General features: G+C 64.1%; 23 protein-coding genes. 10 read left to right on the top strand and 13 right to left on the bottom strand.

The features are described 5' to 3' along the window. Positions 1–76: 76 nt before the first annotated feature. The 4 genes from CCZ28_RS20515 to CCZ28_RS20500 form a co-directional block, all read right to left on the bottom strand. On the bottom strand, positions 77–844 hold the full coding sequence (locus CCZ28_RS20515) for an amino acid ABC transporter ATP-binding protein (protein ID WP_058763313.1): 768 nt from the start codon (positions 842–844) through the stop codon (positions 77–79). 10 nt (positions 845–854) lie between these two features. Beyond that, on the bottom strand, positions 855–1,955 hold the full coding sequence (locus CCZ28_RS20510) for an amino acid ABC transporter permease (RefSeq protein ID WP_140220634.1): 1,101 nt from the start codon (positions 1,953–1,955) through the stop codon (positions 855–857). A gap of 9 nt (positions 1,956–1,964) precedes the next feature. Then, a complete protein-coding gene (locus CCZ28_RS20505; protein ID WP_140220633.1) occupies positions 1,965–3,152 on the bottom strand; it encodes an amino acid ABC transporter permease in 1,188 nt (395 codons plus the stop codon). Positions 3,153–3,248: 96 nt separating this feature from the next. Next, positions 3,249–4,277, bottom strand: coding sequence for an amino acid ABC transporter substrate-binding protein (locus CCZ28_RS20500; protein ID WP_140220632.1), 1,029 nt, complete (start codon positions 4,275–4,277; stop codon positions 3,249–3,251). 363 nt (positions 4,278–4,640) lie between these two features. Between CCZ28_RS20500 and CCZ28_RS20495 the strand changes: the two genes are divergently transcribed. From CCZ28_RS20495 to rhlB, 3 genes are all read left to right on the top strand, one after another. Continuing rightward, positions 4,641–5,297 (top strand): alpha/beta hydrolase, encoded by a 657-nt coding sequence (locus CCZ28_RS20495; RefSeq protein WP_205894605.1) that lies wholly within the window; start codon positions 4,641–4,643, stop codon positions 5,295–5,297. Between the two features lie 205 nt (positions 5,298–5,502). Then, positions 5,503–6,453: a GGDEF domain-containing protein gene (locus CCZ28_RS20490; protein ID WP_140220631.1), complete on the top strand. Its 951-nt coding sequence runs from the start codon at positions 5,503–5,505 to the stop codon at positions 6,451–6,453. Between the two features lie 95 nt (positions 6,454–6,548). Further along, on the top strand, positions 6,549–8,027 hold the full coding sequence (rhlB, locus tag CCZ28_RS20485; protein WP_140220630.1) for an ATP-dependent RNA helicase RhlB: 1,479 nt from the start codon (positions 6,549–6,551) through the stop codon (positions 8,025–8,027). 172 nt (positions 8,028–8,199) lie between these two features. Here the strand turns inward: rhlB and moaE are convergent, their stop codons facing one another. The 4 genes from moaE to CCZ28_RS20465 all read right to left on the bottom strand — a co-directional run bounded on the left by moaE (position 8,200) and on the right by CCZ28_RS20465 (position 10,864). After that, positions 8,200–8,655: a molybdopterin synthase catalytic subunit MoaE gene (gene moaE / locus CCZ28_RS20480; protein ID WP_140220629.1), complete on the bottom strand. Its 456-nt coding sequence runs from the start codon at positions 8,653–8,655 to the stop codon at positions 8,200–8,202. A gap of 2 nt (positions 8,656–8,657) precedes the next feature. Beyond that, positions 8,658–8,909, bottom strand: a complete 252-nt coding sequence (locus tag CCZ28_RS20475) for a MoaD/ThiS family protein (protein WP_140220628.1) — start codon at positions 8,907–8,909, stop codon at positions 8,658–8,660. Further along, positions 8,906–9,385, bottom strand: a complete 480-nt coding sequence (gene moaC, locus CCZ28_RS20470) for a cyclic pyranopterin monophosphate synthase MoaC (RefSeq protein WP_140220627.1) — start codon at positions 9,383–9,385, stop codon at positions 8,906–8,908. Before moaC ends, CCZ28_RS20475 begins: the two co-directional genes overlap by 4 nt. 87 nt (positions 9,386–9,472) lie before the next feature. Further along, positions 9,473–10,864: a PhoH family protein gene (locus CCZ28_RS20465; RefSeq protein ID WP_058760242.1), complete on the bottom strand. Its 1,392-nt coding sequence runs from the start codon at positions 10,862–10,864 to the stop codon at positions 9,473–9,475. 355 nt (positions 10,865–11,219) lie between these two features. Here CCZ28_RS20465 and yaaA point away from each other — a divergent pair, with 355 nt between their 5' ends. The 5 genes from yaaA (at position 11,220) to CCZ28_RS20440 (ending at position 17,585) form a co-directional block, all read left to right on the top strand. After that, entirely contained in the window at positions 11,220–11,999 is a 780-nt protein-coding gene (yaaA, locus tag CCZ28_RS20460; RefSeq protein WP_140220626.1) for a peroxide stress protein YaaA, read from the top strand. 393 nt (positions 12,000–12,392) lie between these two features. Then, the gene (locus CCZ28_RS20455; RefSeq protein ID WP_140220625.1) at positions 12,393–13,853 is read left to right on the top strand and encodes a mannose-1-phosphate guanylyltransferase/mannose-6-phosphate isomerase; all 1,461 of its coding nucleotides are present in this window, start codon (positions 12,393–12,395) and stop codon (positions 13,851–13,853) included. 118 nt (positions 13,854–13,971) lie between these two features. Then, positions 13,972–14,835, top strand: a complete 864-nt coding sequence (locus CCZ28_RS20450) for a TIGR01459 family HAD-type hydrolase (protein WP_140220624.1) — start codon at positions 13,972–13,974, stop codon at positions 14,833–14,835. A gap of 24 nt (positions 14,836–14,859) precedes the next feature. Next, complete coding sequence (locus tag CCZ28_RS20445) at positions 14,860–15,834, top strand: 2-hydroxyacid dehydrogenase (RefSeq protein ID WP_140220623.1); 975 nt, start codon at positions 14,860–14,862, stop codon at positions 15,832–15,834. 230 nt (positions 15,835–16,064) lie between these two features. After that, on the top strand, positions 16,065–17,585 hold the full coding sequence (locus tag CCZ28_RS20440) for a fumarate hydratase (RefSeq protein WP_140220622.1): 1,521 nt from the start codon (positions 16,065–16,067) through the stop codon (positions 17,583–17,585). Between the two features lie 48 nt (positions 17,586–17,633). Here the strand turns inward: CCZ28_RS20440 and CCZ28_RS20435 are convergent, their stop codons facing one another. Further along, positions 17,634–18,518, bottom strand: a complete 885-nt coding sequence (locus CCZ28_RS20435) for a carbon-nitrogen hydrolase family protein (RefSeq protein ID WP_140220621.1) — start codon at positions 18,516–18,518, stop codon at positions 17,634–17,636. Continuing rightward, a complete protein-coding gene (locus CCZ28_RS20430; RefSeq protein WP_140220620.1) occupies positions 18,515–19,102 on the bottom strand; it encodes a GNAT family N-acetyltransferase in 588 nt (195 codons plus the stop codon). The genes CCZ28_RS20435 and CCZ28_RS20430 overlap by 4 nt, the downstream gene beginning before the upstream one ends. A gap of 105 nt (positions 19,103–19,207) precedes the next feature. Here CCZ28_RS20430 and CCZ28_RS20425 point away from each other — a divergent pair, with 105 nt between their 5' ends. Both CCZ28_RS20425 and CCZ28_RS20420 read left to right on the top strand, forming a co-directional pair. Further along, positions 19,208–19,609 (top strand): ketosteroid isomerase-related protein, encoded by a 402-nt coding sequence (locus CCZ28_RS20425; protein WP_140220619.1) that lies wholly within the window; start codon positions 19,208–19,210, stop codon positions 19,607–19,609. Between the two features lie 74 nt (positions 19,610–19,683). Beyond that, the gene (locus CCZ28_RS20420) at positions 19,684–20,052 is read left to right on the top strand and encodes a putative quinol monooxygenase (RefSeq protein ID WP_140220618.1); all 369 of its coding nucleotides are present in this window, start codon (positions 19,684–19,686) and stop codon (positions 20,050–20,052) included. Here the strand turns inward: CCZ28_RS20420 and CCZ28_RS20415 are convergent. The 3 genes from CCZ28_RS20415 to CCZ28_RS20405 form a co-directional block, all read right to left on the bottom strand. After that, the gene (locus tag CCZ28_RS20415) at positions 20,027–21,331 is read right to left on the bottom strand and encodes an acyltransferase family protein (protein ID WP_140220617.1); all 1,305 of its coding nucleotides are present in this window, start codon (positions 21,329–21,331) and stop codon (positions 20,027–20,029) included. The two genes, CCZ28_RS20420 and CCZ28_RS20415, sit on opposite strands and share 26 nt — an antisense overlap. 94 nt (positions 21,332–21,425) lie before the next feature. Further along, a complete protein-coding gene (locus CCZ28_RS20410; protein WP_140220616.1) occupies positions 21,426–22,580 on the bottom strand; it encodes a phospholipase D-like domain-containing protein in 1,155 nt (384 codons plus the stop codon). Positions 22,581–22,771: 191 nt separating this feature from the next. Next, entirely contained in the window at positions 22,772–24,910 is a 2,139-nt protein-coding gene (locus CCZ28_RS20405) for a putative bifunctional diguanylate cyclase/phosphodiesterase (RefSeq protein ID WP_193756358.1), read from the bottom strand. Between the last annotated feature and the right edge of the window lie 207 nt (positions 24,911–25,117).

Here is a 25,117-nt window from a genome sequence, read left to right as displayed (position 1 = left end):
GCCCGCCTTCCCGCCGAACGCCCGTGATTGGGTTCGCAGGTCGACCGGGGCGGACAGGTCTCCGCCCCGGCTGCGCTTAGTGCAGGATCTGGCCGAGGAATAGCCGCGTCCGCTCGTTCTGCGGATTGTCGAAGAACTGGTCCGGGGCGGCCTGTTCGACGATCTCGCCCTTGTCCATGAAGATCACCCGGTTGGCCACGGTGCGGGCGAAGCCCATCTCGTGGGTCACGCAGAGCATGGTCATGCCGTCCTGGGCCAGGCCGATCATGGTATCCAGCACCTCCTTCACCATTTCCGGGTCGAGCGCCGAGGTCGGCTCATCGAACAGCATGATGCGCGGCTGCATGCACAGCGCCCGGGCGATGGCCACGCGCTGCTGCTGGCCGCCGGAGAGTTGCCCCGGAAACTTGTTGGCCTGCTCGGGAATGCGCACCCGCTGCAGATAGTGCATGGCGATCTCTTCGGCCTGCTTCTTCGGCATCTTGCGTACCCACATGGGTGCCAGGGTGCAGTTCTGCAGCACGGTGAGGTGCGGGAAGAGGTTGAAGTGCTGGAACACCATGCCGACTTCGCTGCGAATGGTCTCGATCTGCTTGAGATCGTTGGTCAGCTCGGTGCCGTCGACGATGATCTGCCCCTTCTGGTGTTCTTCCAGGCGGTTGATGCAGCGGATGGTGGTGGACTTGCCCGAGCCGGACGGCCCGCACAGCACGATGCGCTCGCCCTGGGTCACGGTCAGGTTGATGTCCTTGAGCACGTGGAACTGGCCGTACCACTTGTTCACGTCCTTGAGCTGGATCATGACCTTGCTGCTGTCGACCGGCTGCTTGTTGCTTACGTTCATCTGATGACTCCTAACGCTTGTGGCCGGTGTTCAGCTTGCGCTCCAGACGGGCGGAGTAGCTGGACATGGCGAAACAGAAAATCCAGTAGACCAGCGCGGCGAACACGTAGCCTTCCGTGGACATACCCAGCCAGGCCGGGTCGGACGTGGCGCGCTTGATGCTGTTGAGCAGGTCGAACAGGCCGATGATGATCACCAGGCTCGAATCCTTGAACAGCGCGATGAAGGTGTTGACGATGCCGGGGATGACCAGCTTCAGCGCCTGGGGCAGGATCACCAGGCCCATGGTGCGCCAGTAGCCCAGCCCCATGGCGGCGGCGGCTTCGTACTGGCCCTTGGGAATGGCCTGCATACCGCCACGGACCACCTCGGCGATGTAGGCCGCTTCGAAGATGATGACCATGACGATGGCGCGCAGCAGCTTGTCGAGGTTCATGCCATCGGGCAGGAACAGCGGCAGCATCACCGAGGACAGGAACAGCACCGTGATCAGCGGGATGCCGCGCCAGAATTCGATCATGGTCACGCAGATGACCTTGATCGCCGGCAGCTTGGAGCGCCGCCCCAGGGCCAGCAGGATGCCCAGCGGCAAGGCGCCGACGATACCGACCGCGGCGATGACCACCGTCAGCATCAGGCCACCCCACTCGCTGGTGGGCACCACCCGCAGGCCCAGGCCGCCGTACAGCAGCCAGAAGGCCACCAGCGGATAGACCACCAGCAGGGTGAGCCCGTAGCGGGCCTTGTGCTTGAAGCTGTCGAGGAACAGCGGAATGGCGCCCACCACGGCCAGCACCACGGTCAGATCGACCCGCCAGCGCTGGTCATCCGGATAGAAGCCATACATGAACTGGCCGAAGCGTTCCTTGATGAACACCCAGCAGGCACCGCCCGGCGCGCAGTCGGCCCGGGTCGTGCCACTCCAGGTGGCATGCAGGAAAGCCCAGTTCACCACCGGCGGTACGATCAGCCAGACGATGTAGAGGCCGACCAGCGTCAGAATGGTATTGCCGACGCTGGAAAACAGGTTGCCGCGGATCCAGGCCCAGACGCCGACGCTGGAAGGCGGCGGCGGCAGGTCCGGTTTGAAGGTATGGGTCTGGTTACTCATACGCGCTCCTTAACGCTCGATCAGCGCGATGCGCTTGTTGTACCAGTTCATCAACAGGCTGATGCTGATGCTGATGGCCAGGTAGACGCTCATGGTGATGGCCATGGTCTCGATGGCCTGGCCGGTCTGGTTCAAGGTGGTACCGGCGAACAGCGCCACCATCTCCGGATAACCCACCGCAGCGCCGAGCGAGGAGTTCTTCATCAGGTTCAGGTACTGGTTGGTCAGCGGCGGAATGATCACCCGCATGGCCTGGGGAATGATCACCAGCCGCAGGGTCAGGCCTGGGCGCAGACCCAGGGAACTGGCCGCCTCGGTCTGGCCATGGCTGACCGCCTGGATACCGCCGCGCACCGTTTCGCCGATGAAGGCCGCGGTGTAGACCGACAGGGCCACGGCGAGGGATACCAGTTCCGGGATGATCACCCAGCCACCGCGCAGGTTGAAGCCCTGCAGTTCCGGCAACTCCCAGTGCAGCGGCTTGCCGAATGCCAGAGCGGCCAGCAGCGGCAGAGCGATCAGCAGCGCCAGTACCGTCCACAGCACCGGGAAGCGTTCACCGGTGGCGTGCCGCCGCTTGCGAGCCCAGCGCACCACGATAACGCTGGCGACGATGGCGATCAGCAAGGCGATCAGCCCCGGCACGAAGCCGACGTCGGCAATGGGCGCTGGCATGTACAGGCCGCGATTGTTGACGAAGAAGGCTTCGCCCAGGCTCAGGCTCTGGCGCGGTCCCGGCAGGGGCGCCAGCACGGCGAAGTAGACGAAGAAGATCAACAGCAGGGGTGGAATGTTGCGGAAGATCTCGATGTAGACCGTGGCGACCTTGCGCAGCAGCCAGTTGTTCGACAGCCGTGCCACGCCCACCGCGAAGCCGATGATGGTCGCCAGGACGATACCGATCACCGAGACCAGCAGGGTATTGAGCAGGCCGACCAGGAATACCCGACCGTAGGTGTCACCCTCGGTATAGGGGATCAGGTGCTGGGGGATGCCAAAGCCCGCGGAATTGTTGAGGAAGCCGAAGCCAGAGGTGATCCCCCGGTGGGCCAGGTTGGTCTGGGTGTTGTTGAACAGGAACCAGCCGAAGGCCACCACGGCGACCACGGCGACGATCTGGAACAGCCAGGAGCGCGCCTGCGGGTCGGTGAGCAGCGAACCGCGGACCGGTGGCGAGGTTTTACTAACGTTTTGCATCTCTAAGCCTCATTAAACCCTCGCCCCGCAGCGCGGCGAGCGCTGCAGGGCGAGAATCTACACATCCGAAAGGTGTCGGCGACGACAGCGCCGAAATCAACGGACCGGCGGGGAGTACTGCAGGCCGCCTGCGTTCCACAGGGCGTTCAGACCACGCTTGATCTTCAGATCGGAGCCCATGCCGACGTTACGTTCGAAGACTTCGCCGTAGTTGCCGACCTGCTTGACGATGTTGAGCGCCCACTCGTTCGGCAGCTTCAGGTCCTTGCCGAACTCGCCATCGGTACCCAGCAGACGACGGACGTCAGGGTTCTTGGAGTCCTTGGCCTGGGCTTCGACGTTGGCCGACGTCAGGCCCAGCTCTTCGGCGCTGACCATGGCGAACAGGGACCACTTGACGATGGTGAACCAGTCGTCGTCGCCGCGGCGCACGGCCGGAGCCAGGGGTTCCTTGGAAATGACTTCGGGCAGTACCACGTAGTCGTCGGGCTTGGCCAGCTTGATGCGCTGAGCATAGAGCTGCGACTGGTCGGAGGTCAGCACGTCGCAACGGCCGGCTTCCATGGACTTGGCGCTCTCGTCGGAGGTGCTGTAGGTGATGGGGGTGAACTTCATGCCGTTGGAACGGAAGTAGTCGGCCAGGTTGAGCTCGGTAGTGGTACCGGCCTGGATGCACACGGTGGCGCCGTCCAGTTGCTTGGCACTGGTCACGCCCAGCTTCTTGTTCACCAGGAAGCCTTGGCCGTCGTAGTAGGTGACGCCGGTGAACATCAGGCCCATGCCGCCATCACGGGAGCTGGTCCAGGTGGTGTTGCGCGACAGCACATCGATTTCGCCGGATTGCAGCGCGGTGAAGCGCTCCTTGGCGGTCAGGGGCGTGAAGCGAACCTTGCTGGCGTCGCCGAACACCGCTGCAGCGACGGCGCGGCAGACGTCGACGTCGATACCCTTGTATTCACCCTTGGAGTCGGTGAAGGAGAAGCCCGGCAGACCATCGCTGACGCCGCATTGCACGAAACCTTTCTTCTTCACCGCATCCAGAGTAGCGCCCGCGTGAGCCATGCCGGACAGGCCCAGAGCAGCGGCGGTGGTCAGAATTGCCAGGGTAGACTTCACCATCTTCATCGATAAGCTCCAAATTATTTATGAATTACGTTCCAGCCCACGGCAGCACGATGTCTCTCGCCTGATTGCCGTGCGACCTGCCCGCCGATCCTGGATACCCCGCATCCAAGGTTGGATGGGCGCTGGCCAGAGGGCGTGACGGAGCAGTGAGTCAGTGTTACCTGTTAGTGCACTACCTGGTCGCAAGCTAGTTCAGGCAATTTGCGGACCACTGAAGGCGACAAGGGCGCTCTCCCTGCAAACCGAGCCGGTTGTGCACTCTCAGCAAAAAATCGCTCGAAAAAGTTACGAAAATGCGACACGCCATACGCGCACCATCTGTTACCACGCCCATTTCACAAAGCACCAAATTGGAGCAACGCCATGGAAAACACGCCCCTTGTGCTGGAATCTACCAGCGGTACCGCCGATAGCTGCGTCATCTGGCTGCATGGACTGGGCGCCTCGCGCCACGACTTCGAGCCCGTCGCCGAACTGCTGCAACGGACGCTGAAACGCACCCGCTTCGTCTTGCCCCAGGCCCCTACCCGTCCGGTCACCATCAATGGCGGCTGGGCCATGCCGTCCTGGTACGACATCCTGGCGATGAATCCGGCCCGCGCCATCGATCGGGCCCAGCTTGAGGAATCGGCCGCTACGGTGCATGCGCTGATCGCTGACCAGCAGGCCCTGGGCATTGCCGCCGAACGTATCGTGCTGGCGGGCTTTTCCCAAGGTGGCGCCGTGGTGCTGCATACCGCCTACAACACCCCCTGCGCGACGCTCGGTGGCGTAATGGCGCTGTCGACCTATGCGCCCAGCTTCGCCGACGACCACAGCAACCGGGGCGGTGCTACCCCGGCCCTGTGCCTGCACGGCAGTCAAGACGATGTCGTACCACCGGCCCTTGGGCGTGCCGCCTACGACATGCTGGTCGCCACCGGCGTGGAAGCCGTCTGGCACGACTATCCCATGCGTCATGAGGTCATTCCGCTGGAAATCCAGCATATCCAGGCCTGGCTGCAAGACCGTTTCGACTAGCCACGAACGGCAGTCCCGTGCGATCGAGGGATTTTGGAAACCGGTCGACACTTTGCGACATCTGGCCACTAACGGAGCCCATGGAAGGGAAAAACCCAAGAACTTTGCGAGCCTCGACCGGTCCAGTGTGGGTGCCTGAAGGTCGTGATGTGCATGGAGCAGCTATGGCCCGAGTTTTCCTTTCAGCCCGTGGGGTGATCTCTTGATGGCTGCCCCATTGTCGCTATGGTTGGCCGAAGTACCAGTTGCCTCCCTGAGAGATCTGCGCCTGTTCGAGGGCGTGGAAATCCATCTACTGGAGGCCCTGATCGCCCGCTCGACCACCCGTAATCTGGTGGCCGGCGAGTGCCTGCTCTCGCCCGCGCAGATCAATCAGTACATGTACCTGATTCTGGAGGGGCGCCTGCGCGTCCATCTGGGCTCTCCGGAAAATCCGCCCATCTATCTATTGGGTGCGGGGGAATGTTCCGGCGAAATCAGCTTTCTCGACAGCGAAAGACCCAGCGCCCACGTCATCGCCGAGGCCGATACCCAGGTCCTCTGCCTGCATCGCGACCTGGTCCTCGATTTGATCGAGCGCTCGGCCAAGGCCATGCACAACCTGCTCGGCATCCTGTGCGAGCGGATGCGGCGGGGTAACCAACTGATCGTCGACACCGAACGCAATGCCAACGTCGATACCCTGACCGGACTGTTCAATCGTCGCCGTCTCGAGCAACTGTTCGAACGCGAGAGCACCCGTTGCGCCTTCAATCGGCAGCCCCTGAGCCTGCTGATGCTCGATGTCGATCACTTCAAGCGCTACAACGACACCCATGGCCACCTGGCGGGCGACTATGCCCTTTGCCTGGTCGCCAACACCCTGAGGGACCAGTTGCGTCCCAAGGACAGCATGGCCCGCTATGGCGGCGAAGAATTCGTCATCCTGCTGCCGGAAATCGACCGTGACGAAGCCATAGCCATCGCGGAGCGTCTGCGCCAGAGCTTGGCAGACATCAAGGACTTCTATTCACCCTGCGGCAAGCTGCCGGGCGTGACCGTCTCCATCGGGCTGGCACAGATGCGCAAGGCCGATAGCCTGGACGAGTTGGTCGGACGGGCGGACAAGTCCCTGTACGAGGCCAAGGGCGCCGGGCGAAATCGGATCAGCGGCTGAGCCGATCTCGCCTATGTTCGGCAGGTAGTTGTTGCCGGGCACGTCGGTTGCTTTACACTGCGGTCTCATTCCGCTTTCCATGATCGAGACCCTCCGTGCTCAAGGCACTCAAAAAATTTCTGGGCAAAGACCAGGACGTCGCTCAGCCGACCGTCCCCTCTGCGCCCCAGGTTATCCCCAGCGCTCCCTCCGAAGCCCCCTCGCCTACCGCCGTCGCCACGCCCGAGCCTCAGGTAGAGCGGTCGCCCCGCAAGCCCAGACAGCCGAACGAAGCCCGTACCCAGGAGCCGCGTGCCCAGGCGGACAAGCCTGCCAAGCCGCGCCGTGAGCGCAGTCCGCGCAAACCCAAGCCGGTCGATACCTGGAAGCTGGAAGACTTCGTGGTCGAGCCCCAGGAAGGCAAGACACGCTTCCACGACTTCAACCTGGATCCGCGCCTGATGCACGGCATCCATGATCTCGGCTTCCCCTATTGCACGCCGATCCAGGCGCAGGTGCTGGGTTTCACCCTCAAGGGCCAGGATGCCATAGGCCGCGCCCAGACCGGCACCGGCAAGACCGCGGCCTTCCTGATTTCCACCATCACCCAGTTGCTCACCACCCCGCCGCCCAAAGAGCGCTACATGGGCGAGCCGCGGGCGCTGATCATCGCGCCGACCCGCGAGCTGGTGGTGCAGATCGCCAACGACGCCCTGGACCTGGCCAAGTACACCGGGCTGAACGTCATGAGCTTCGTCGGCGGCATGGACTTCGACAAGCAGCTCAAGCAGCTCGAAGCCCGCTACTGCGACATCCTGGTGGCCACTCCCGGTCGTCTGCTGGACTTCAACCAGCGTGGCGAGGTCCACCTGGACATGGTCGAGGTCATGGTGCTGGACGAAGCCGACCGCATGCTGGACATGGGCTTCATCCCCCAGGTACGGCAGATCATCCGCCAGACCCCGCCCAAGAGCGAACGCCAGACCTTGCTGTTCTCCGCCACCTTCACCGAGGATGTGATGAACCTGGCGCGGCAATGGACCACCAACCCGGCCATCGTCGAGATCGAGCCGGAGAACGTTGCCAGCGACACCGTCGAGCAGCACGTCTACGCCGTCTCCTCCAGCGACAAGTACCGGCTGCTCTACAACCTGGTCGCCCAGAACAACTGGGAGCGGGTGATGGTGTTCGCCAACCGTCGCGACGAGGTGCGCCGCATCGAGGAACGCCTGACCAAGGACGGCATCAGCGCCGCCCAGATGTCCGGCGACGTGCCCCAGCACAAGCGCATCAAAACCTTGGAAGGCTTCCGCGCCGGCAAGATCCGCGTGCTGGTGGCCACCGATGTGGCCGGTCGCGGCATCCACGTCGACGGCATCAGCCACGTGATCAACTTCACCCTGCCGGAAGACCCGGACGACTACGTGCACCGCATCGGCCGTACCGGCCGCGCCGGGGCCAGTGGTACGTCTATCAGCTTCGCCGGTGAAGACGACGCCTTCGCCCTGCCGCCCATCGAAACCCTGCTGGGCCGCAAGATCGCCTGCGAGATGCCCCCGGCCGAGCTGCTCAAGCCGGTGCCTCGGCAGCGTTGAGGCATATTCGTTCGGCCTCTACCCTGGAGGTCTGTCGAAGCTATTGCTCCGCTGGCTGAACCTTTCGCGGCCATGGGCCGCTCCTACAGTTGCATCAGGCGCTGTAGGAGCGGCCCATGGCCGCGATTAGTTTCCAGGCTGGAGGATAATCCTCGCCTCGCGTCTTTTCCTATCACCCCTTCGCCCAACGCCCAGCGGCATCCTGGTCGCTGGCCCGTCCCTCCACCCAGCGCGGGCCTTCGGACGTGTCTTCCTTCTTCCAGAAGGGGGCACGGGTCTTGAGATAATCCATCACGAAGTTGCAGGCGTCGAAGGCGGCCTGGCGATGGGCGCTGGCGGTGCCGACGAAGACGATGGGCTCGCCCGGCTCCAGGCGACCGATGCGATGCAGGATGTCGACGCCCAGCAGCGGCCAGCGCTGACGGGCTTCCTCGGCGATACGCGCCAGGGCCTTCTCGGTCATGCCGGGAAAGTGCTCGAGGAACAGGCCACCGACATCGCGCCCGTCGTTGAAGTCGCGTACGTAGCCCACGAACCCCACTACCGCTCCGATGCCGGTATTGGCGGCATGCAGGGCATTGAGTTCCTGGCCGGGATCGAAGGCTGCCGCCTGAACACGGATGGCCATGGTCAACCTCCGGTCACGGTGGGAAAGAAAGCGACCTCGTCGCCATCACGCAAGGGCTCGGCGAGGCCGCAGAGCTCTTCGTTGCGTGCACACATCAGGCCGCGCTCACCCAGGATTTCGCTCCAAAGACCGCCGCGTTGGACCAGGTGTTCGCGCAGGTCGCCGACGGTGGCGAGATCCGGCGCCCAAGGCAGAGCTTCTTCGGCGCGGCCCAGCACCTCGCGATAGCGGGCGAAGAATTGCACGCGGATCATGCCGGCTGCTCCTCGGCGCGGAAATGACCGCTCTTGCCGCCGCTCTTTTCCAGTAGGCGTACGGCTTCGATGGTCATGCCGCGGTCGACCGCCTTGCACATGTCATAGAGCGTGAGTGCCGCCACGCTGGCGGCGGTCAGGGCCTCCATCTCCACTCCGGTCTGGCCGGACAGTTTGCAGGTGGTGGTGATGCGCACCGCGTCGGGCGCCTCGGCGGTCAGGTTGACCTTGACGCTGGTCAGCATCAGCGGATGGCACAGCGGGATGAGATCGGCGGTCTTCTTCGCCGCCTGGATGCCGGCGATGCGTGCCACGGCGAAGACATCGCCCTTGGGATGGCCACCGCTCTGGATCAGCGCGAGGGTTTCCGGACGCAGGCGCACCCGGGCTTCGGCCGTGGCTTCACGGAAGGTCACTTGCTTGTCGGTGACATCGACCATGTTGGCACGGCCTTGGGAATCGAGATGGGTCAGCACGGCATGACTCCTGGAAAGGACCTGCCATTGTAGACCCGCCGCAGGGGATTTGATCCCCGCCCGAGGCTGGGCGGGGACCGAGGGATATTACAGATGAGCCTCGGCGTATTCGGCGAGGACGGAACGGGGTACGCCCTGCAGGGTGATGTGCACCCCGTGGTTGAAGCCCTTGAAGCGTTCGGAAAGGTAAGTGAGGCCCGAGCTGGTGGCCGAGAGGTAGGGGGTATCGATCTGCGCCAGATTACCCAGGCAGATCACCTTGGAGCCGCTGCCGGCGCGAGTGATGATGGTCTTCATCTGGTGCGGGGTGAGGTTCTGGCATTCGTCGATGAGGATCAGACTCTGCTGGAAACTACGACCGCGGATGTAGTTGAGGGATTTGAACTGCAGCGGCACCTTGCTCAGGATGTAGTCCACGCTGCCGTGGGGGTTGTGGTCATCCATGTGCAGGGCTTCGAGGTTGTCGGTGATGGCGCCCAGCCAGGGCTCCATCTTCTCGGCCTCGGTGCCGGGCAGGAAGCCGATGTCCTCGTCCAGCCCCTGGACGCTGCGGGTGGCGATGATCCGGCGGTATCTCTTGGTGACCATGGTCTGCTCGATGGCCGCCGCCAACGCCAGGATGGTCTTGCCCGAACCGGCGGCGCCGGTGAGATTGACCAGGTGGATGTCCGGCTCCAGCAGGGCGAACAGCGCCAGCGCCTGATAGATGTCACGCGGCTTGAGACCCCAGGCTTCCTGGTGCATCAAGGGTTCCTGGTGCATGTCGAGCAGGATCACCTCGCCATCGCGCACCGCCTTGACCCAACCGACGAAGCCCTGCTCGTCGAGCACGAAGTCGTTGACGTTGAAAGGCGGCAACTCGGCCGATAGCTGTACCCGATGCCAGACCCGGCCCAGCTCCTGACGACTTTCCACCTTGCTCACATTGTCCCAGAAGGACCCCGGCAGGTTGTGATAGCCCTGGGACAGCAGGGAGACGTCATCGAGCAACTGATCGGTCTGGTAGTCCTCCGCGGCGATGCCGCAACCACGCGCCTTGAGGCGCATGTTGATGTCCTTGGTGACCAGCACCACCCGCTCCTGGGGATGCAGATTCCGCAATTCGACGAGCTGGTTGATGATGCGGTTGTCGTTGATGTCGTCGGGCAGGCAGGCCATGGGCCCGGCACGACGGCCCATGAGGATGGACAGGCGCCCCTTGGCCTCGCCCTTGCCGCGGGGAATGGGTACGCCCCGCTCGACGTCCTCGGGGGAGGACTCGGCCAGGACACTGTCGATCAGTCGGATCGCCTGCCGACACTCGGCGGCGACGTTGTGCTTGCCCGTCTTGAGCTTGTCGAGTTCCTCCAGGACCGTCATGGGAATGGCGACGTGATGCTCCTCGAAATTGAGCAGCGCGTTGGGGTCGTGGATCAGTACGTTGGTGTCGAGCACATAGAGAGTGGGCTGGGTGGGGCGGGAGCGTCCGTGATCATCCATACTCGTTCACCTCGTCAGAAACGCTTGACTCGCAAGCCAGTCGACGGAGCGCCAGGACGACGCTCCGCAGCGAAAGGTGCCGTCGCTCCAGCAACGGGTTCACGGACCGGCCAACATGAGGGCACGGGACCCGAGAGATGCGACGGACAGTTCGGTAATAACGCAAAAGGCCTTGGGCACAAAAGCTTTTTTTAGCGCCGCCGAGTTTTTTTCCAAGACCGGTATCGATCGTCGGTTGCCCGGGCAACGTCGCCCTGGTGGCGCGGTCAATACCTATCGACCCCATGCGCAACGAGCACTGGAGTAGCGCAGCGCAGGCCTCTAGAATGGCGCCTCGCCAAGAGGAGCCAACCCGATGCTGATGGTGATTTCGCCCGCCAAGACGCTGGACTACGACACGCCACCCAGCACCACCCGCCACACACTGCCGCAATACCTGGATCACTCCCGCGAGCTGATCGACGGGCTCAAGCACCTAACACCAGCGGATGTCGCCAAGCTGATGGGCGTCTCCGACAAGATCGCCGCGCTCAACGTCGCCCGCTTCGGCAGCTGGACGCCAGATTTCACCCCGGCCAATGCCAAGCAGGCCATCCTGGCCTTCAAGGGCGACGTCTACACCGGACTCGCCGCGGACGATTTCCAGGCTGACGATTTCGACTTCGCCCAGCGCCACCTGCGCATGCTGTCGGGACTCTATGGGCTATTGCGCCCGCTGGACCTGATGCAACCCTATCGCCTGGAGATGGGCACCAAGTTCGCCAATCCGCGCGGCAAGGACCTCTATGCCTTCTGGGGCGAACGCATCAGCGACTGGCTCAATGCGGACCTGGCGGCCCAGGGCGATGACGTCCTGCTCAACCTGGCCTCGAACGAATACTTCACTGCCGTGCGCCGCTCCCACCTGCAGGCCCGGGTGGTCGACGTGGAATTCCGCGATCTCAAGAACGGCGAGTACAAGATCATCAGCTTCTACGCCAAGAAGGCGCGCGGCCTGATGGCCCGGCACGTGATCAAGCAGCGCATCACCCAGGTGGACGACCTGCGGGACTTTGCCGACCAAGGCTATGCCTATGCAGATGATCGCTCGACGGCCGATAAGCTGGTCTTCCTCCGCGACGCCCCTCATGACTAAATTGGCAAATCGACGGATGGCAGAAGGCCTTATGTCCTGTACGTCCGAAGTGGCTAGGCGATCACAACCCCTGGGCTACTTCCATGAAAGACTGTCATCTCCCTCCAATAAAAAGGTTGCAGCGCGGCGACGGCTTTCCTGGCAAGAAACTTGTCGGATCTCTCAAAATCGTCGTTATTCCGGAAAAAGGAAACTTCGCTGAGAACCACTTCTATTTGATTCTGTCTTTGTCTGGTCCTTGCTGGAGGCTGTAATGGCCACTGGCAATCAGTCCGCATTGTTCAAGTTGTACCGTCACGGTTTCCGGACGGTTGACCTTTCGAAGCACGGACGCTTCGTCCCGACCCTAGGGACAGCGGCCACAAATCAGCAGACGCTGAAGGAGTAACGCCCATGATTCCCGTCATCCTGTCCGGTGGTAGCGGCTCGCGACTCTGGCCCCTCTCGCGCAAGCTCTACCCCAAGCAGTTCCTGGCCCTGACCAGCGAACAGACCATGTTCCAGGAGACCATCAATCGCCTGGGCTGCGAGGGCAGCATCGATTGCCCGATCATCGTCTGCAACGCCGAGCACCGTTACCTGGTGGAAGAGCAGCTCAAGGCCGTGGAGTGCAAACCCCAGGCGCTGATCATGGAGCCCTTCGGCCGCAACACCGCGCCGGCCGTCGCCATCGCCGCCATGCAACTGGTCGCCGACGGCAAGGATGACCTGATGCTGGTGCTGCCCGCCGATCACGTGATCGAAGACGAAGCCCAGTTCAAGGCTGCCCTGCAGCAGGCCGCCGCCGCCGCCGAGCGCGGCGAAATGGTGCTGTTCGGTATTCCGGCCACCGCGCCCGAGACCGGCTACGGCTACATCAAGACCGGCTCCTCCGACGGTCTGCCCGAGGGCGTGGCACGCGTCGAGCGCTTCGTCGAGAAGCCCGATGCCGTTACCGCCACCGAATACGTGGCTTCCGGTGACTACTGCTGGAACAGCGGCATCTTCCTGTTCCGCGCCAGCCGTTTCCTGGAAGAGCTGAAGAAGCACGATACCGACATCTACGACACCTGCCTGCTGGCCCTTGAGCGCAGCAGCATCGACGGCATCAACATCAGCATCGATGCCGCCACCTTCGCCGTCTGCCCGGACAACTCCATCGACTACGCGGTCATGGAAAAGACCACCCGCGCCTGCGTGGTGCCCATGAGCGCCGGCTGGAACGATGTCGGTTCCTGGTCCGCCCTGTGGGACGTCCATGCCAAGGACAGCAACGGCAACGTGCTCAAGGGCGACGTCGTCCTGCATGACAGCCGCAACTGCCTGGTCCACGGCAATGGCAAGCTGGTGACCCTGGTCGGCCTGGATGACGTGGTCGTGGTGGAAACCAAGGACGCCGTCATGATCGCCCACAAGGACAAGGTCCAGGACGTCAAGAAGCTGGTCAATGCCCTCGAGAAGCAGAACCGCAACGAGGTCAAGGCCCACCAGGAAGTCTTCCGCCCCTGGGGTTCCTACGACTCCATCGACATGGGTCAGCGCTTCCAGGTCAAGCGCATCACCGTCAAGCCGGGTGCCCAGCTGTCGCTGCAGATGCACCACCACCGTGCCGAGCACTGGATCGTGGTCTCCGGTACCGCCGAGGTCACCTGCGACGACAAGGTGTTCCTGCTGACCGAGAACCAGTCCACCTACCTGCCGATGACCTCCGTGCATCGCCTGGCCAACCCCGGCAAGGTACCGCTGGAGCTGATCGAGGTGCAGTCCGGTGGCTACCTGGGCGAGGACGACATCGTCCGCTTCGAAGACATCTACGGCCGCGTCGACACCCAGGCCCTGGAAGTCGCCAAGGCGGGCAAGGCGTCCACCCGCTGAGTCTCGCTTAGCGCGACAAAACAGACACCGGCTTAGGCCGGTGTCTGCGTTTTCGGCAGCCGCTCGGCAAAACCGGTTAGGCTTGCTGTTTCCCTTCTTCACCATCGGATTCCGCTGCATGACTGTTCCTACCCTGCTCCGCCTCGATCAACTGGACGACGCTCTGGCCACCTATGACGGCTTCATCCTCGACCTCTGGGGCGTGCTGATCGACGGCTACGAGACCTTTCCCGGCGCCCGCGCCTGGCTGGAGCGGCGGGCGGCCGAGGGCAAGCCGGTGTGGTTCCTCAGCAACGCCTCACGCGATGCCGAGGGCATGGCCGAGGAACTGGTCAAGCTGGGCGTACCACGCCACCTCTTCGCTGGCGTGACGACCTCCGGTCAGTTGGCCATCGATGCCTTTCTCAAGGACCCTACATTCAGCCAGGGCGGTATCTATCTGTCCGGCCCCGGTACCGGCCAGGTCGGCTGGCCCGCGGTTATCCGCGAACGCTTCGTCGACGACATCGACCTGGCGGCCATCATCCTGGGGGTCGGCAGCTTCCCGGAAGACGAATTGGAAGCCCGCTTCGCACCGCTGGCCGGCGCCCTCGACAAGCCCTTTCTGTGCGCCAATCCGGATCGCAACGTGGTGTCCGGGGGTCTACCCTGCTATGCAGCCGGCAAGTTGGCGGATCGCTTCGCCGAACTGGGCGGCGCGGTCACCTGGTATGGCAAACCCGATCCCTATGCCTATCGCTGCGCGGCACGGGAACTGGGCGAACGGGGCGCCAGCCGACTGCTGTTCGTCGGTGACTCCCTGGTGACCGACGTGCCCGGTGCGGTGGCGGCGCAGATCGATTGTCTTTGGCTGGCCGCGACTGGGATTCACCGCGAGGCCCTGGGTCTGGAATTCAACCAGGAACCCACACGCGAGGGGCTCGAAGTGTTGCTCGACCAGCATGGCGAGCGTCCGCGCTTCGCGGCGGCGGGCCTGGCTTAACTTTTTTCGCAATCCGAGGTGTCGATGAGCAAGAAGCACGTAGTGGTCTACAACCGCCTGCCCGAAAGCCTGGTGGAACGTCTGCGCGAACACTTCACCGTCGAGGTGATTCCCTTCAGTGCCAACATCGATCTCTTCGCCGCCTCCGCTGCCAAGGCCCAGGGCCTGATCGGCGCCAGTCGCAAACTGGGCGAGAAGGAGCTGGAGATGGCTACCACCCTGGAAGCCATCGCCAGCGTCTCGGTCGGCTACGACAGTTACGACCTGGACTACCTGACCGGGCGCGGCATCCTGCTCACCAATACCCCGGATGTCCTCACCGAAACCACTGCCGATCTCGGCTTCACCCTGTTGATGAGCACTGCGCGGCGGGTGCCGGAGCTGGATGCCTTCGTCAAGGCCGGTCTCTGGCGCAAGGGCATCGGCGAAGAGCACTATGGTACGGATATCCATGGCCGTACCCTGGGCATCGTCGGTGCCGGTCGTATCGGCGCCGCCATCGCCAAGCGCGGCCACTTCGGCTTCGACATGCCGATCCTCTACTCCGCCAATAGCCCCAAGCCCGAACTGGAAGAGCAGATGGGTGCCCAACGCCGCGAGCTGGACGAATTGCTCCAGGAAGCCGACTTCGTCTGCCTGGTGGTGCCTCTCTCGGCCGCCACGGAGAAGCTCATTGGCACCCGCGAACTGGGACTGATGAAGTCCAGCGCCATCCTGATCAACCTGGCGCGCGGCGCGGTGGTCGACGAGCCGGCGCTGATCGAGGCGCTGCGCAGCGGCCAGATCCGCGGTGCGGGCCTCGACGTCTATACCCAGGAACCGCTGGAGGCCTCGCCGCTGTTCGAGCTGCCCAACGTGGTCACCCTGCCCCACATCGGCTCGGCCACCCACGAGACGCGCCATGCCATGGCGGAACGGGCAGTGGATAACCTGATCGCGGCGCTCACCGGCGAGCGCCCGACCGATCTGGTCAACCCGGCGGCCCTGGAACGCCGCTAGGCGCTGATCGCCCACAGCCGTCCCGCACGGCGTGCCGTCTGGCCCCTGAAAGGCTATACTGCCGCGCCGCTCTCGGGTCGGCCGCCCCGGCCGGGTGGGCCTTCTCAGTGTGTCCAGGCCACCCCTCCGATCGGGCGCTTCCGTTGCCCGGTCCGTGCGACCCGAATTGCGCGCCCGTCTCGCCACCGCCCGTGGGCGAGGCGCAAGAAACCGCCAAGAGGAGCGCGTACATGACCGTGATCAAGCAGGATGACCTGATCCAGAGCGTCGCCGACGCCCTGCAGTTCATTTCCTATTACCACCCCGTCGACTTCATCCAGGCCATGCACGAGGCCTATCTGCGCGAGGAATCCGCCGCCGCGCGCGACTCCATCGCCCAGATCCTAATCAACTCGCGGATGTGCGCCACTGGCCACCGGCCGATCTGCCAGGACACTGGCATCGTCACCGTCTTTGCCAAGGTCGGCATGGACGTACGCTGGGACGGCGCCACCCTGAGCCTGGACGAGATGATCAACGAAGGCGTACGCCGCGCCTACAACCTGCCGGAAAACGTCCTGCGCGCCTCCATCCTGGCCGACCCGGCCGGGGCGCGCAAGAACACCAAGGACAACACCCCGGCGGTGATCCACTACCAGATCGTCCCGGGCAACACCGTGGAGATCGATGTCGCGGCCAAGGGCGGCGGCTCCGAGAACAAGTCGAAGATGGCCATGCTCAACCCGTCCGACTCCATCGTCGACTGGGTACTCAAGACCGTGCCGACCATGGGCGCCGGCTGGTGCCCGCCGGGCATGCTGGGCATCGGCATCGGCGGTACCGCCGAGAAGGCCGCGGTACTCGCCAAGGAATCGCTGATGGACGAGATCGACATCCATGAGCTGAAGGCCCGCGGTCCGCAGAATCGTCTGGAAGAGCTGCGCCTGGAGATCTTCGACAAGGTCAACCAGCTGGGTATCGGTGCCCAGGGCCTGGGCGGCCTGACCACGGTGCTGGACGTCAAGATCAAGGACTACCCGACCCACGCCGCCTCCCTGCCGGTGTGCATGATCCCCAACTGCGCTGCCACCCGCCACGCCCACTTCGTGCTGGACGGCTCCGGCCCCGCCGCCCTGGAAGCCCCGCCGCTGGACGCCTATCCGGAAATCGTCTGGGAAGCCGGCCCGAGCGCCCGCCGCGTCGACCTCGACACCCTGACCCCGGAAGAGGTGCAGAGCTGGCAGCCGGGCGAGACCGTGCTGCTCAATGGCAAGATGCTCACCGGTCGTGACGCCGCCCACAAGCGCATGGTCGACATGCTCAACAAGGGCGAGCCGTTGCCGGTGGACCTCAAGGGCCGCTTCATCTACTACGTCGGCCCGGTCGATCCGGTGGGCGACGAGGTGGTGGGCCCGGCTGGCCCGACCACAGCGACCCGCATGGACAAGTTCACCCGCCAGATCCTCGACCAGACCGGTCTCTTGGGCATGATCGGCAAGTCCGAGCGTGGCCCCATCGCCATCGAGGCGATCAAGGACCACAAGGCCGTCTACCTGATGGCCGTAGGCGGCGCCGCCTACCTGGTGGCCCAGGCCATCAAGGGCGCCAAGGTCCTGGCCTTCCCGGAACTGGGGATGGAAGCCATCTACGAGTTCGAGGTGAAGGACATGCCGGTGACCGTGGCGGTGGACACCCGCGGCGAGTCGGTGCACATCACCGGCCCGCAAATCTGGCAGAAGAAGATCGCCGACAGCCTGGCGGTAGAGGTCTAACCGGCCATTGCCAAAAAAAGCCCAGCCTCAGTGCTGGGCTTTTTTCATTCAGTGACCGGCCTCTAGTACCTGCCACTGCTCCGGCCAGTCACGGCGGATGAACACCTGGCCATGGGTCCGCACCCGCCGCACCTCGTCCAGATCGACCTCGGCATGGAGCCACTGGCTGAATTCAGGACAGAGGGCGTCGCTCTGGGCGATCACCCCGTCCGCCGGCATGCCCCGATCCGGCGGGACGAAGAGCCCGGCCCGGCCGACGTTCTCGTCCAGCGCGGGCGACCAGGGTGCCAATCCCACCGTCGGCGCCTGCAGCACCGCGAGCTGGTTTTCCAGCGCCCGCGCCTGGGCCCCCACCCGCACCCGGTGGAAGCCGGCGACGGTATCGGTACAGCTCGGCACCAGGATCAGGTCAGCACCGGCCTCGGCCAGATGGCGGGCCAGCAAGGGGAATTCACTGTCGTAGCAGATCAGGATGCCGAGGCGCCCCAAGGTCGTATCGAAGACGCGCAAGCCTTCGCGGCCGCCCACGATATTCCATTCCTCCCGCTCGAAGCGGGTCATCATCAGCTTGTCCTGATAACCCAGGCAGCCTTCAGGACCGAATAGCCAAGCCCGGTTGCGGTACCGGTCATCGTCATCGAGCACGGGCAGCGAACCGGGTTGCAGATAGAGCTGCAGCCGGCGCGCCAGGCCCTCGCAGAGGTCGCGCCAGGCGGGCAGCAACGGCTGGATACCGGCGATGGAGCCCTGCAGGTCGCTGCGCTCGGCGGGCGGCAGTTGGCCGCTGAGCACCAGCCCGGCGTATTCGGGCAGCAGCAGGAGCTGGCTGCCCTCGGCGGCGGCCTCCTCGCAGAGTTCGGTCAGGTGCGCGGCATAGGCGTCCCAGGTCTCCAGCAATTCGATGGCGTATTGGCAAGCGGCCAGGCGGATCATGGCAATTCCTTGAGCCAGAAGGTCATGGGTTTGGGCGATTCGGCGACCTCGTCGAGATCCTGCCACAGATAGTGGGTGGTCAATTCCGGATGCTCGGCGAAGCCCTGGCTGTGCCAGAGGCCGTGCAGAGGGCGATAGCCCGGCGGACGGCGCGGATGGTCGTCCGGGCGCTGCACGGCGCAGAAGGCGCACCAAGCGAAACGCCCCAGTTGTCGTGCCCGCGTCTCGCGCTCGGCGAAGAAACGCCGTCCGAGCCCTTGCCCCCGGTAGGCCGGCAGCAACAGGGATTCACCGAAATAGTAGATCCGCTCCACCGGCCAACCGCCCGCGCGGAAGGGCTGCTGGAATTCTACGGTTTCGTCCGCCAGTGGTAGGGCGGTAGCCGCCCCCACCACCCGTCCGCCGTCGCGGACCAGCACGCAGAGGCTGTCCGGGGCGGCGGCATAGGTTTGCAGATAGCGCGCCTCGTAATCCAGCGTACCGTCGTAGAGATAGGGGTATTCGCGAAAGACAGCGATGCGCAGTTCCGCGAGTTCGGGAATCTGGGCGGCGATGGCGGCGCCGTGGATGAGTTGGATGTCCATGGACTCTTCTGGTTAAGCAGGAGACGTGAATGGCTATGTCGGGATCGTCCAGGCACCCTACCATGCGCCGGCAATCGCATCTTTTCGCCAACGACAGGAGCTGCCATGACCACGACCGACCTCATCGATGCCTATTACGCCGCCTTCAACGCCGGCGACATGGACATCTTCCTGGAGCTGCTCACCGAGGATGTGGTCCATGACATCAACCAGGGGGAGCGCCAGGTAGGCAAGGCCGCCTTCGCCACCTTCATGACCCACATGAATCGCTGCTATCGCGAGCGCCTGACCGACCTGGTGGTGATGGCCGAGCCCAGTGGCCAGCGGGCGGCCGCCGAATTCATCATCCACGGTGAATACCTGGTCACCGACGAGGGTCTGCCCGAGGCCAAGGGCCAGACCTACGAGCTGCCGGTGGGCGCCTTCTTCGAGATCCGCGACGGCAAGGTGGCGCGGGTGACCAACTACTACAACCTGAACGACTGGATCGCCCAGGTCGGCGCCTGACGTCCGTCAGCCGGCGGGAGCGCCACGCGGCGCCCGGGGTCGCATGCAGACCATCCCTGACTCCGGAGGCTTCCATGCCCACCCATCCCAGCGATTCCGTCTGCAGCCTGGCCCCCGTGTTCGCCGTCCAGCCCGATCAGCTCGAGGCGTTCAAGCGCCTGGGAGAGGCCATGCTGCAGCGGACCCGCAACGAGCCTGGCTGCCTCTACTATGGCTTCTGCTACGACGGCACCACGGCGCGCTGCCGCGAGGGCTATCGCGATGCCCAGGCGCTGCTGGCGCACCTGGACAACGTCGGCGATCTGCTCGAACAGGCCCAGGCCATCGCCACCCTGGAGCGCTTCGAGGTGTTCGGTGCAGCCGATCAACTGGCGCAGCTACGCGAGCCCCTGGCGGCGTTGAACGCCCGCTTCTTCGTCATGGCCGCAGGCTTCCGCCGCTAGCCTGGGAGGGCTTCTGCGGCGGCGCCAGGCGCGGCAGCAGCACGGCGAGGATACGCTTGCGGGTCGGCACCACCAGCCGCTCCTGGAACAGCACGCAGAGCACCACCACCAGCAACAGGAACAGCCAGTACCACTCGATGGAGTTGGTCTGGGCGCCGGCGGCGGCAATGCAGGTCTGCCAGTTGCCGCTCAAGCAGGCCTTGGGATCGCCGCCGAGCAACTTTTCCAGCGTCATGTAGATGCCCGACAGGGGGACGTGCAGGGCGAACATCGATAGCGACGCCCCACCCAGCCGGGGCGACCAGTGGCGGATCAAGGCGTTGGCCGGCTCCTGGGCCAGCGCCGCCAGGTACACCAGGATCAGCTGCGACGGCAGGAACAGGCCGTTGTGGAAGAGGAAGTACCAGAACTTGGGCCCATGGGTGAACAGCGCCGTCCCCACGGCGAAGCTCAGCACCAGATAGCTCGCCAATAGCACCCGCTGCCGCTCGGACGGCGTCCAACCCCGCTCGTGCTGGCGCCGGAAGAGGGCGTAGAGCAGGATGCCGGCGAGGAATTCCGGCAGCCGCAGCAGCGGTACCCGCTGCAACAGGCCAGTGAAGGGCATGCCGTAGTTCTGGTGGATGATCACCAACACCGGCGGGATCAGGTAGAGCACCCAGATCAACAGCAACAGTTGCCAGGGTCTTTCGCTGGTCATCAGCCGGGGCGCCAGCTTGGGAAAGGTCAGATAGAAGAAGAACAACGCCGAAATCGACCACAGGGGCGCATTGAAGGTCAGGTAGTAGGGATTCCAGGCCTGCAGCATGCACAGTTGCAGTACCGCATTGAAGGCCAGCTCCATGTTGCCCATGAAATGCTGGAACAACTCGGGATTGGTGCGCGCCAGCGCCTCGTTGGTATCGAACACCACGAAGCGCACGCTGGCAGTGGCCGCCTCCGGCTGAATGCCCAGGCTCCCGATCCAGGTCACCACGGCCATCGACAGCAACAGTGCGAAGATATGGATCGGATAAAGGTTGGCGAATCTCTTGATCAGAAAGCTGCGGCCCGGCTCGCGCAGGCTGCCGCGCCCGCAATAGACATGGGCGAGCAGGAAACCGGAGAGCACGAAGAAGGTACTGGTGGCGAAGAAGCCCATGCTGGTGATCTCGTCCAGCAGGGGGATGGTCTTGCGCTCTGGGTAGAAATGGATGGTGTGGTAGACCACCACATAGAAACCCATCAGGAACCTGAGCCACTCCAGACCGATGAAGCGGTGTTTATCTAAAGTCTGCACTAAGGCGTTACTCGTCTGGCCTCGTCCGCTGGACGCTAGGTCCGGCCCATGGCGCCGGGCCGGTTATGTTACCCGTACATAACAGCCGGAGCTGCTAACCGCGCCCCAGTACACCGATCACCAGCCGATCCAGCGAGCCCCACAGCCATTCGCGGGCGCGCAGCCACCAGGGACGACTGCGCCAGAAGTCGAGGGTGATCTCCCGGCTCTGGGCGAAGTCCTTGACGAAACTGGCCGCGACGGCCTGGCTCAAGCCGCGATCCACCGCCTCGACATTGGCCTCCAGATTGAATCTCAGATTCCAGTGATCGAAGTTGCACGAGCCGACACTCACCCAGTTATCCACGAGCACCATCTTGGCGTGGATGAAACGCGGCTGATACTCGTAGATCCGCACCCCGGCACGCAGCAGGCTGCGGTAATAGCGCTGTCCAGCGAAACGGACCGGCGGATTGTCTGTGTGGCGACCGGTGAGCAGCAGGCGCACGTCCACACCGCGGCGGGCCGCACGACGCAGGGCCCAGCGGACCCGCCAGGTCGGCAGGAAATAGGGCGTGGCAAACCAGATGCGCTCGCGACCGCCCACCAGGGCACGAATCAGGGCTTGCAGGATGTCGCGGTGCTGGCGGGCATCGGCGTAGGCGACCCGCCCCTGCCCTTCCTGGGCCACCGGCGGTGGCGGTGGTCGCTCCCGGCCACGCCGGGGCCGTGGCTTCCAGGCCCGGCGGCGGCGTACCGCCTCCCATTGCCGCTCGAACAACGCCAGCCAGTCTTCCACCAACGGACCCTGGATGCGCACCATCACCTCGTGCCAATTGCAGTCGCTGGCGGCTGGATTCCAGAAATCATCGGTCGCGCCACTGCCGCCGACGAAGGCCTCATGGCCGTCGACGATGAAGATCTTGCGATGATCGCGGTGCAGGTTATGCAACCCATGGCCGAAGCGCACCGGATTGAAGATGCGGATCTCCGCACCCGCGTCCTCCAACTGTCGCCGCAGATCGGCGTCCATGCGCAGGGTGCCGAAGCCATCGAACAGGCAGCGGACGGTCACCCCCCGGCGGGCCGCCTCGGTGAGGGCAACGAGCAGGCGCTCGGAGCAGCTACCGGCTTCCACCAGATAGAGTTCGACATCGACCTGGCGCTGGGCGCCCGCGATGGAGTCGAGCATGGCAGGAAAGAACCGCCCGCCGTCCACCAGCAATTCGAAGGTATTGTTTTCCCGCCATGGAAAGACGGCGCCCCGCATGCTTGCTACTCCGTGCCAATGGCCACTGCAATAAGAAGGCACGGACCAGGGTTCGTTCAGTGATTTTCCACGCCAAGTCGCCAGAAGGCCGCAACGAGCGGCGGCGAAGGGTCTGGAGCCCTGCCTGTCCTAGCCTCCAGGCCGGCGGGACAAACGACGGGGATCGGTCTCCCTTGCCGCCAAGTGGTCCCTTACAGGGTCGGTTCGGGCCGGCGGGCGGCCCAGTCCACCTGCTGCGGGAAGCGTCCGGTCACCTCGGCACTCAGCGGCCGGGAGACCAGGAAGCCCTGCATGATCTCGCAGCCGTGCTCGATCAGCCAGTCGCGTTGCTCCAGGGTTTCCACCCCCTCGGCGATGACTTCCAGATCCAGGTTGCGGCCCAGTTCGAGGATGGTGCTGACGATGGCCGCATCGCGGGAGGAATCCAGCATGTTGGCGATGAACAACTGGTCGATCTTGAGGGTATCCAGCTCGAAGTGGCGCAGATAGGCCAGCGAGGAATAGCCGGTGCCGAAGTCGTCCACCGCGATGCGCACGCCCAGGGCGCGCAATTGCGACAGCTGCGCGCGGGTGTAGTCGATGTCGTGCATCAGGGCCGATTCGGTGACCTCGATTTCCATCTGCTCGGGCCGCAGATGGTAGGTCTCGATGATCTGGCGCAGGCTTTCCGCCAATTGCGGCATGCCGAATTGCACCGGGCTGAGGTTGATGCTCAGCAGCAACTCGTCGCCGTAGATCTCCTGCAGCGTCTGCAACTTCATCGCGCCTTCGCGGAAGATCCAGTCGCCGATGCGATTGATCAGCCGCGTCTCTTCCAGCAGGGGGATGAACACACTGGGCGAGACCTTGCCGGCCACCGTGTGCTCCCAGCGCAGCAGCGCCTCGAAGCCGCGCAGCCGGCCGTCGCGCAGATAGACCTGCGGCTGGTAGGCGAGGACGAAATCCTTGTTGTCGATGGCGTTGCGCACGCTTTCTTCGAGCATCAGCCGCGAACGGGCGCGACCATTCATCTCCGGCGAGAAGAAGCGGTATTGCTGACGACCACCGCGCTTGGCCTCGTACATGGCGATGTCGGCGGATCTCAGCAGCCCATCCACCGTGTGGCCGCAATCGGGATAGCTGGCGATGCCGATGCTGGCGCCCAGGCTGACTTCCATACCGTCGATGCGATGCACCGTGGCCAGCAGTTCCAGCAGCTTTTCGGCGACCCGGGCGGCATCCTCGGGATGCTCCAGGGAGTCGAGCAGCGCGGTGAATTCGTCGCCGCCCATGCGCGCCAGGATGTCATAGGGTCTCATGCAGCTCTTGAGTTGCTCGGCGACGATGCACAGCACCCGATCCCCCGCCTCATGGCCGAGGGAATCGTTGATGCGCTTGAAGCCGTCGAGGTCGATGTAGAGCACCGCCATGCGCTTGCCGTTACGCCCGGTGCGCGCCAGCGCCGCCTCCAGCGTCTGGTTGAAACCGCGGCGGTTGAGCAGACCGGTCAGGGCGTCGGTGACGGCCTGGGATTCCAGTTGGTCCTGCAGCTCGCGCATGCGCGACATGTCCAGCGCGATGATGACCATGGCGCGCTGCATGCGCGGCAAGGGCGCGCAGGAGAGCGCCACCGGCAGGCTGTCGCCGCGACTGGTGCGCAACCGGGCGTCGTGCAGGCGATAGGTTTCGCGGCGGTCGTAATGCTCCATGAAGGGCGAGGTCTGCCAGTCGTCCAGACCACTGCCCCCTTCGAGGAAGTCGAGGAAATTGGCATGCACCAGATCGCTCACGCTGCACCTGAGCATGCGTGCGATGGCGGCGTTGGCGAAGGTCACCCGGCCCTGTTCGTTGACCGTAAGGATACCTTCGGCGGCGTTGTCGAGCAGGGAGTCGCTGAAGGACTTGGCCAGCTCCAGTTGCTGGGTGGCCTGCAGCAGCTCACGGCGATTACGCTCGTGATCCAGCAGCGAGCGAACCTTGTGCCTCAGGATATTGGGATCGACGGGCTTGAGCAGGTAGTCCACCGCGCCGGTCGCATAGCCGCGCAGGACGGATTCATAGGAATGGGCTTCGGCGGAAACGAAGATGATCGGTGTGAAGCGGGTGCGCAGATTGCTGCGCATGATGCGGGCGACTTCGAAGCCATCCATGATCGGCATCTGCACGTCGAGCAGGACCAGATCCACGGTTTCATCGAGCAGGTATTGCAGGGCCCGCTCGCCCGAGGCGGCGGTGATCACACGCCAGTTACCAACCTCCAGTACCGCCTGCATGGCCAACAGATTTTCCATGCGGTCGTCCACGACCAGCAATACCGGGCCTTGCTCTATCTGCGGCAACGGGCACTCCATCAAGCCTCTTCTCCCCGCGGCCTCTGCCGCCCTGCAGCAATCGAAAGCGGCTGACTGCCATTCCCGTCGTGAGCCCTATAAAAAGCAGCACGCCAACCTTCCTAGGTTAGCAGCCACGCACAGAGCTGCCGCCTGCCGGTTGGCAGCCAGGGCACCTTGCGACGTGCATCAGAGCGCAAAATGAAAAAGCAGTTTCCGCTGCGGTTC

The sequence above is a fragment of the Pseudomonas oryzihabitans genome (assembly GCF_006384975.1).
Lineage (GTDB): Bacteria > Pseudomonadota > Gammaproteobacteria > Pseudomonadales > Pseudomonadaceae > Chryseomonas > Chryseomonas psychrotolerans_B.
The sequence above is the reverse complement of the archived record's forward strand: the minus strand, read 5'-3'. Positions and strand labels throughout refer to the sequence as shown.

Bases quoted from the DNA above. Each gene is read 5' to 3' on its own strand.
- CCZ28_RS20515 (WP_058763313.1), bottom strand. From the start codon at position 844: ATGAACGTAAGCAACAAGCAGCCGGTCGACAGCAGCAAGGTCATGATC.
- CCZ28_RS20510 (WP_140220634.1), bottom strand. From the start codon at position 1,955: ATGAGTAACCAGACCCATACCTTCAAACCGGACCTGCCGCCGCCGCCT.
- CCZ28_RS20505 (WP_140220633.1), bottom strand. From the start codon at position 3,152: ATGCAAAACGTTAGTAAAACCTCGCCACCGGTCCGCGGTTCGCTGCTC.
- CCZ28_RS20500 (WP_140220632.1), bottom strand. From the start codon at position 4,277: ATGAAGATGGTGAAGTCTACCCTGGCAATTCTGACCACCGCCGCTGCT.
- CCZ28_RS20495 (WP_205894605.1), top strand. From the start codon at position 4,641: ATGGAAAACACGCCCCTTGTGCTGGAATCTACCAGCGGTACCGCCGAT.
- CCZ28_RS20490 (WP_140220631.1), top strand. From the start codon at position 5,503: ATGGCTGCCCCATTGTCGCTATGGTTGGCCGAAGTACCAGTTGCCTCC.
- moaE (WP_140220629.1), bottom strand. From the start codon at position 8,655: ATGGCCATCCGTGTTCAGGCGGCAGCCTTCGATCCCGGCCAGGAACTC.
- CCZ28_RS20475 (WP_140220628.1), bottom strand. From the start codon at position 8,909: ATGATCCGCGTGCAATTCTTCGCCCGCTATCGCGAGGTGCTGGGCCGC.
- CCZ28_RS20465 (WP_058760242.1), bottom strand. From the start codon at position 10,864: ATGGATGATCACGGACGCTCCCGCCCCACCCAGCCCACTCTCTATGTG.
- yaaA (WP_140220626.1), top strand. From the start codon at position 11,220: ATGCTGATGGTGATTTCGCCCGCCAAGACGCTGGACTACGACACGCCA.
- CCZ28_RS20455 (WP_140220625.1), top strand. From the start codon at position 12,393: ATGATTCCCGTCATCCTGTCCGGTGGTAGCGGCTCGCGACTCTGGCCC.
- CCZ28_RS20450 (WP_140220624.1), top strand. From the start codon at position 13,972: ATGACTGTTCCTACCCTGCTCCGCCTCGATCAACTGGACGACGCTCTG.
- CCZ28_RS20445 (WP_140220623.1), top strand. From the start codon at position 14,860: ATGAGCAAGAAGCACGTAGTGGTCTACAACCGCCTGCCCGAAAGCCTG.
- CCZ28_RS20440 (WP_140220622.1), top strand. From the start codon at position 16,065: ATGACCGTGATCAAGCAGGATGACCTGATCCAGAGCGTCGCCGACGCC.
- CCZ28_RS20435 (WP_140220621.1), bottom strand. From the start codon at position 18,518: ATGATCCGCCTGGCCGCTTGCCAATACGCCATCGAATTGCTGGAGACC.
- CCZ28_RS20430 (WP_140220620.1), bottom strand. From the start codon at position 19,102: ATGGACATCCAACTCATCCACGGCGCCGCCATCGCCGCCCAGATTCCC.
- CCZ28_RS20425 (WP_140220619.1), top strand. From the start codon at position 19,208: ATGACCACGACCGACCTCATCGATGCCTATTACGCCGCCTTCAACGCC.
- CCZ28_RS20420 (WP_140220618.1), top strand. From the start codon at position 19,684: ATGCCCACCCATCCCAGCGATTCCGTCTGCAGCCTGGCCCCCGTGTTC.
- CCZ28_RS20410 (WP_140220616.1), bottom strand. From the start codon at position 22,580: ATGCGGGGCGCCGTCTTTCCATGGCGGGAAAACAATACCTTCGAATTG.
- CCZ28_RS20405 (WP_193756358.1), bottom strand. From the start codon at position 24,910: ATGGAGTGCCCGTTGCCGCAGATAGAGCAAGGCCCGGTATTGCTGGTC.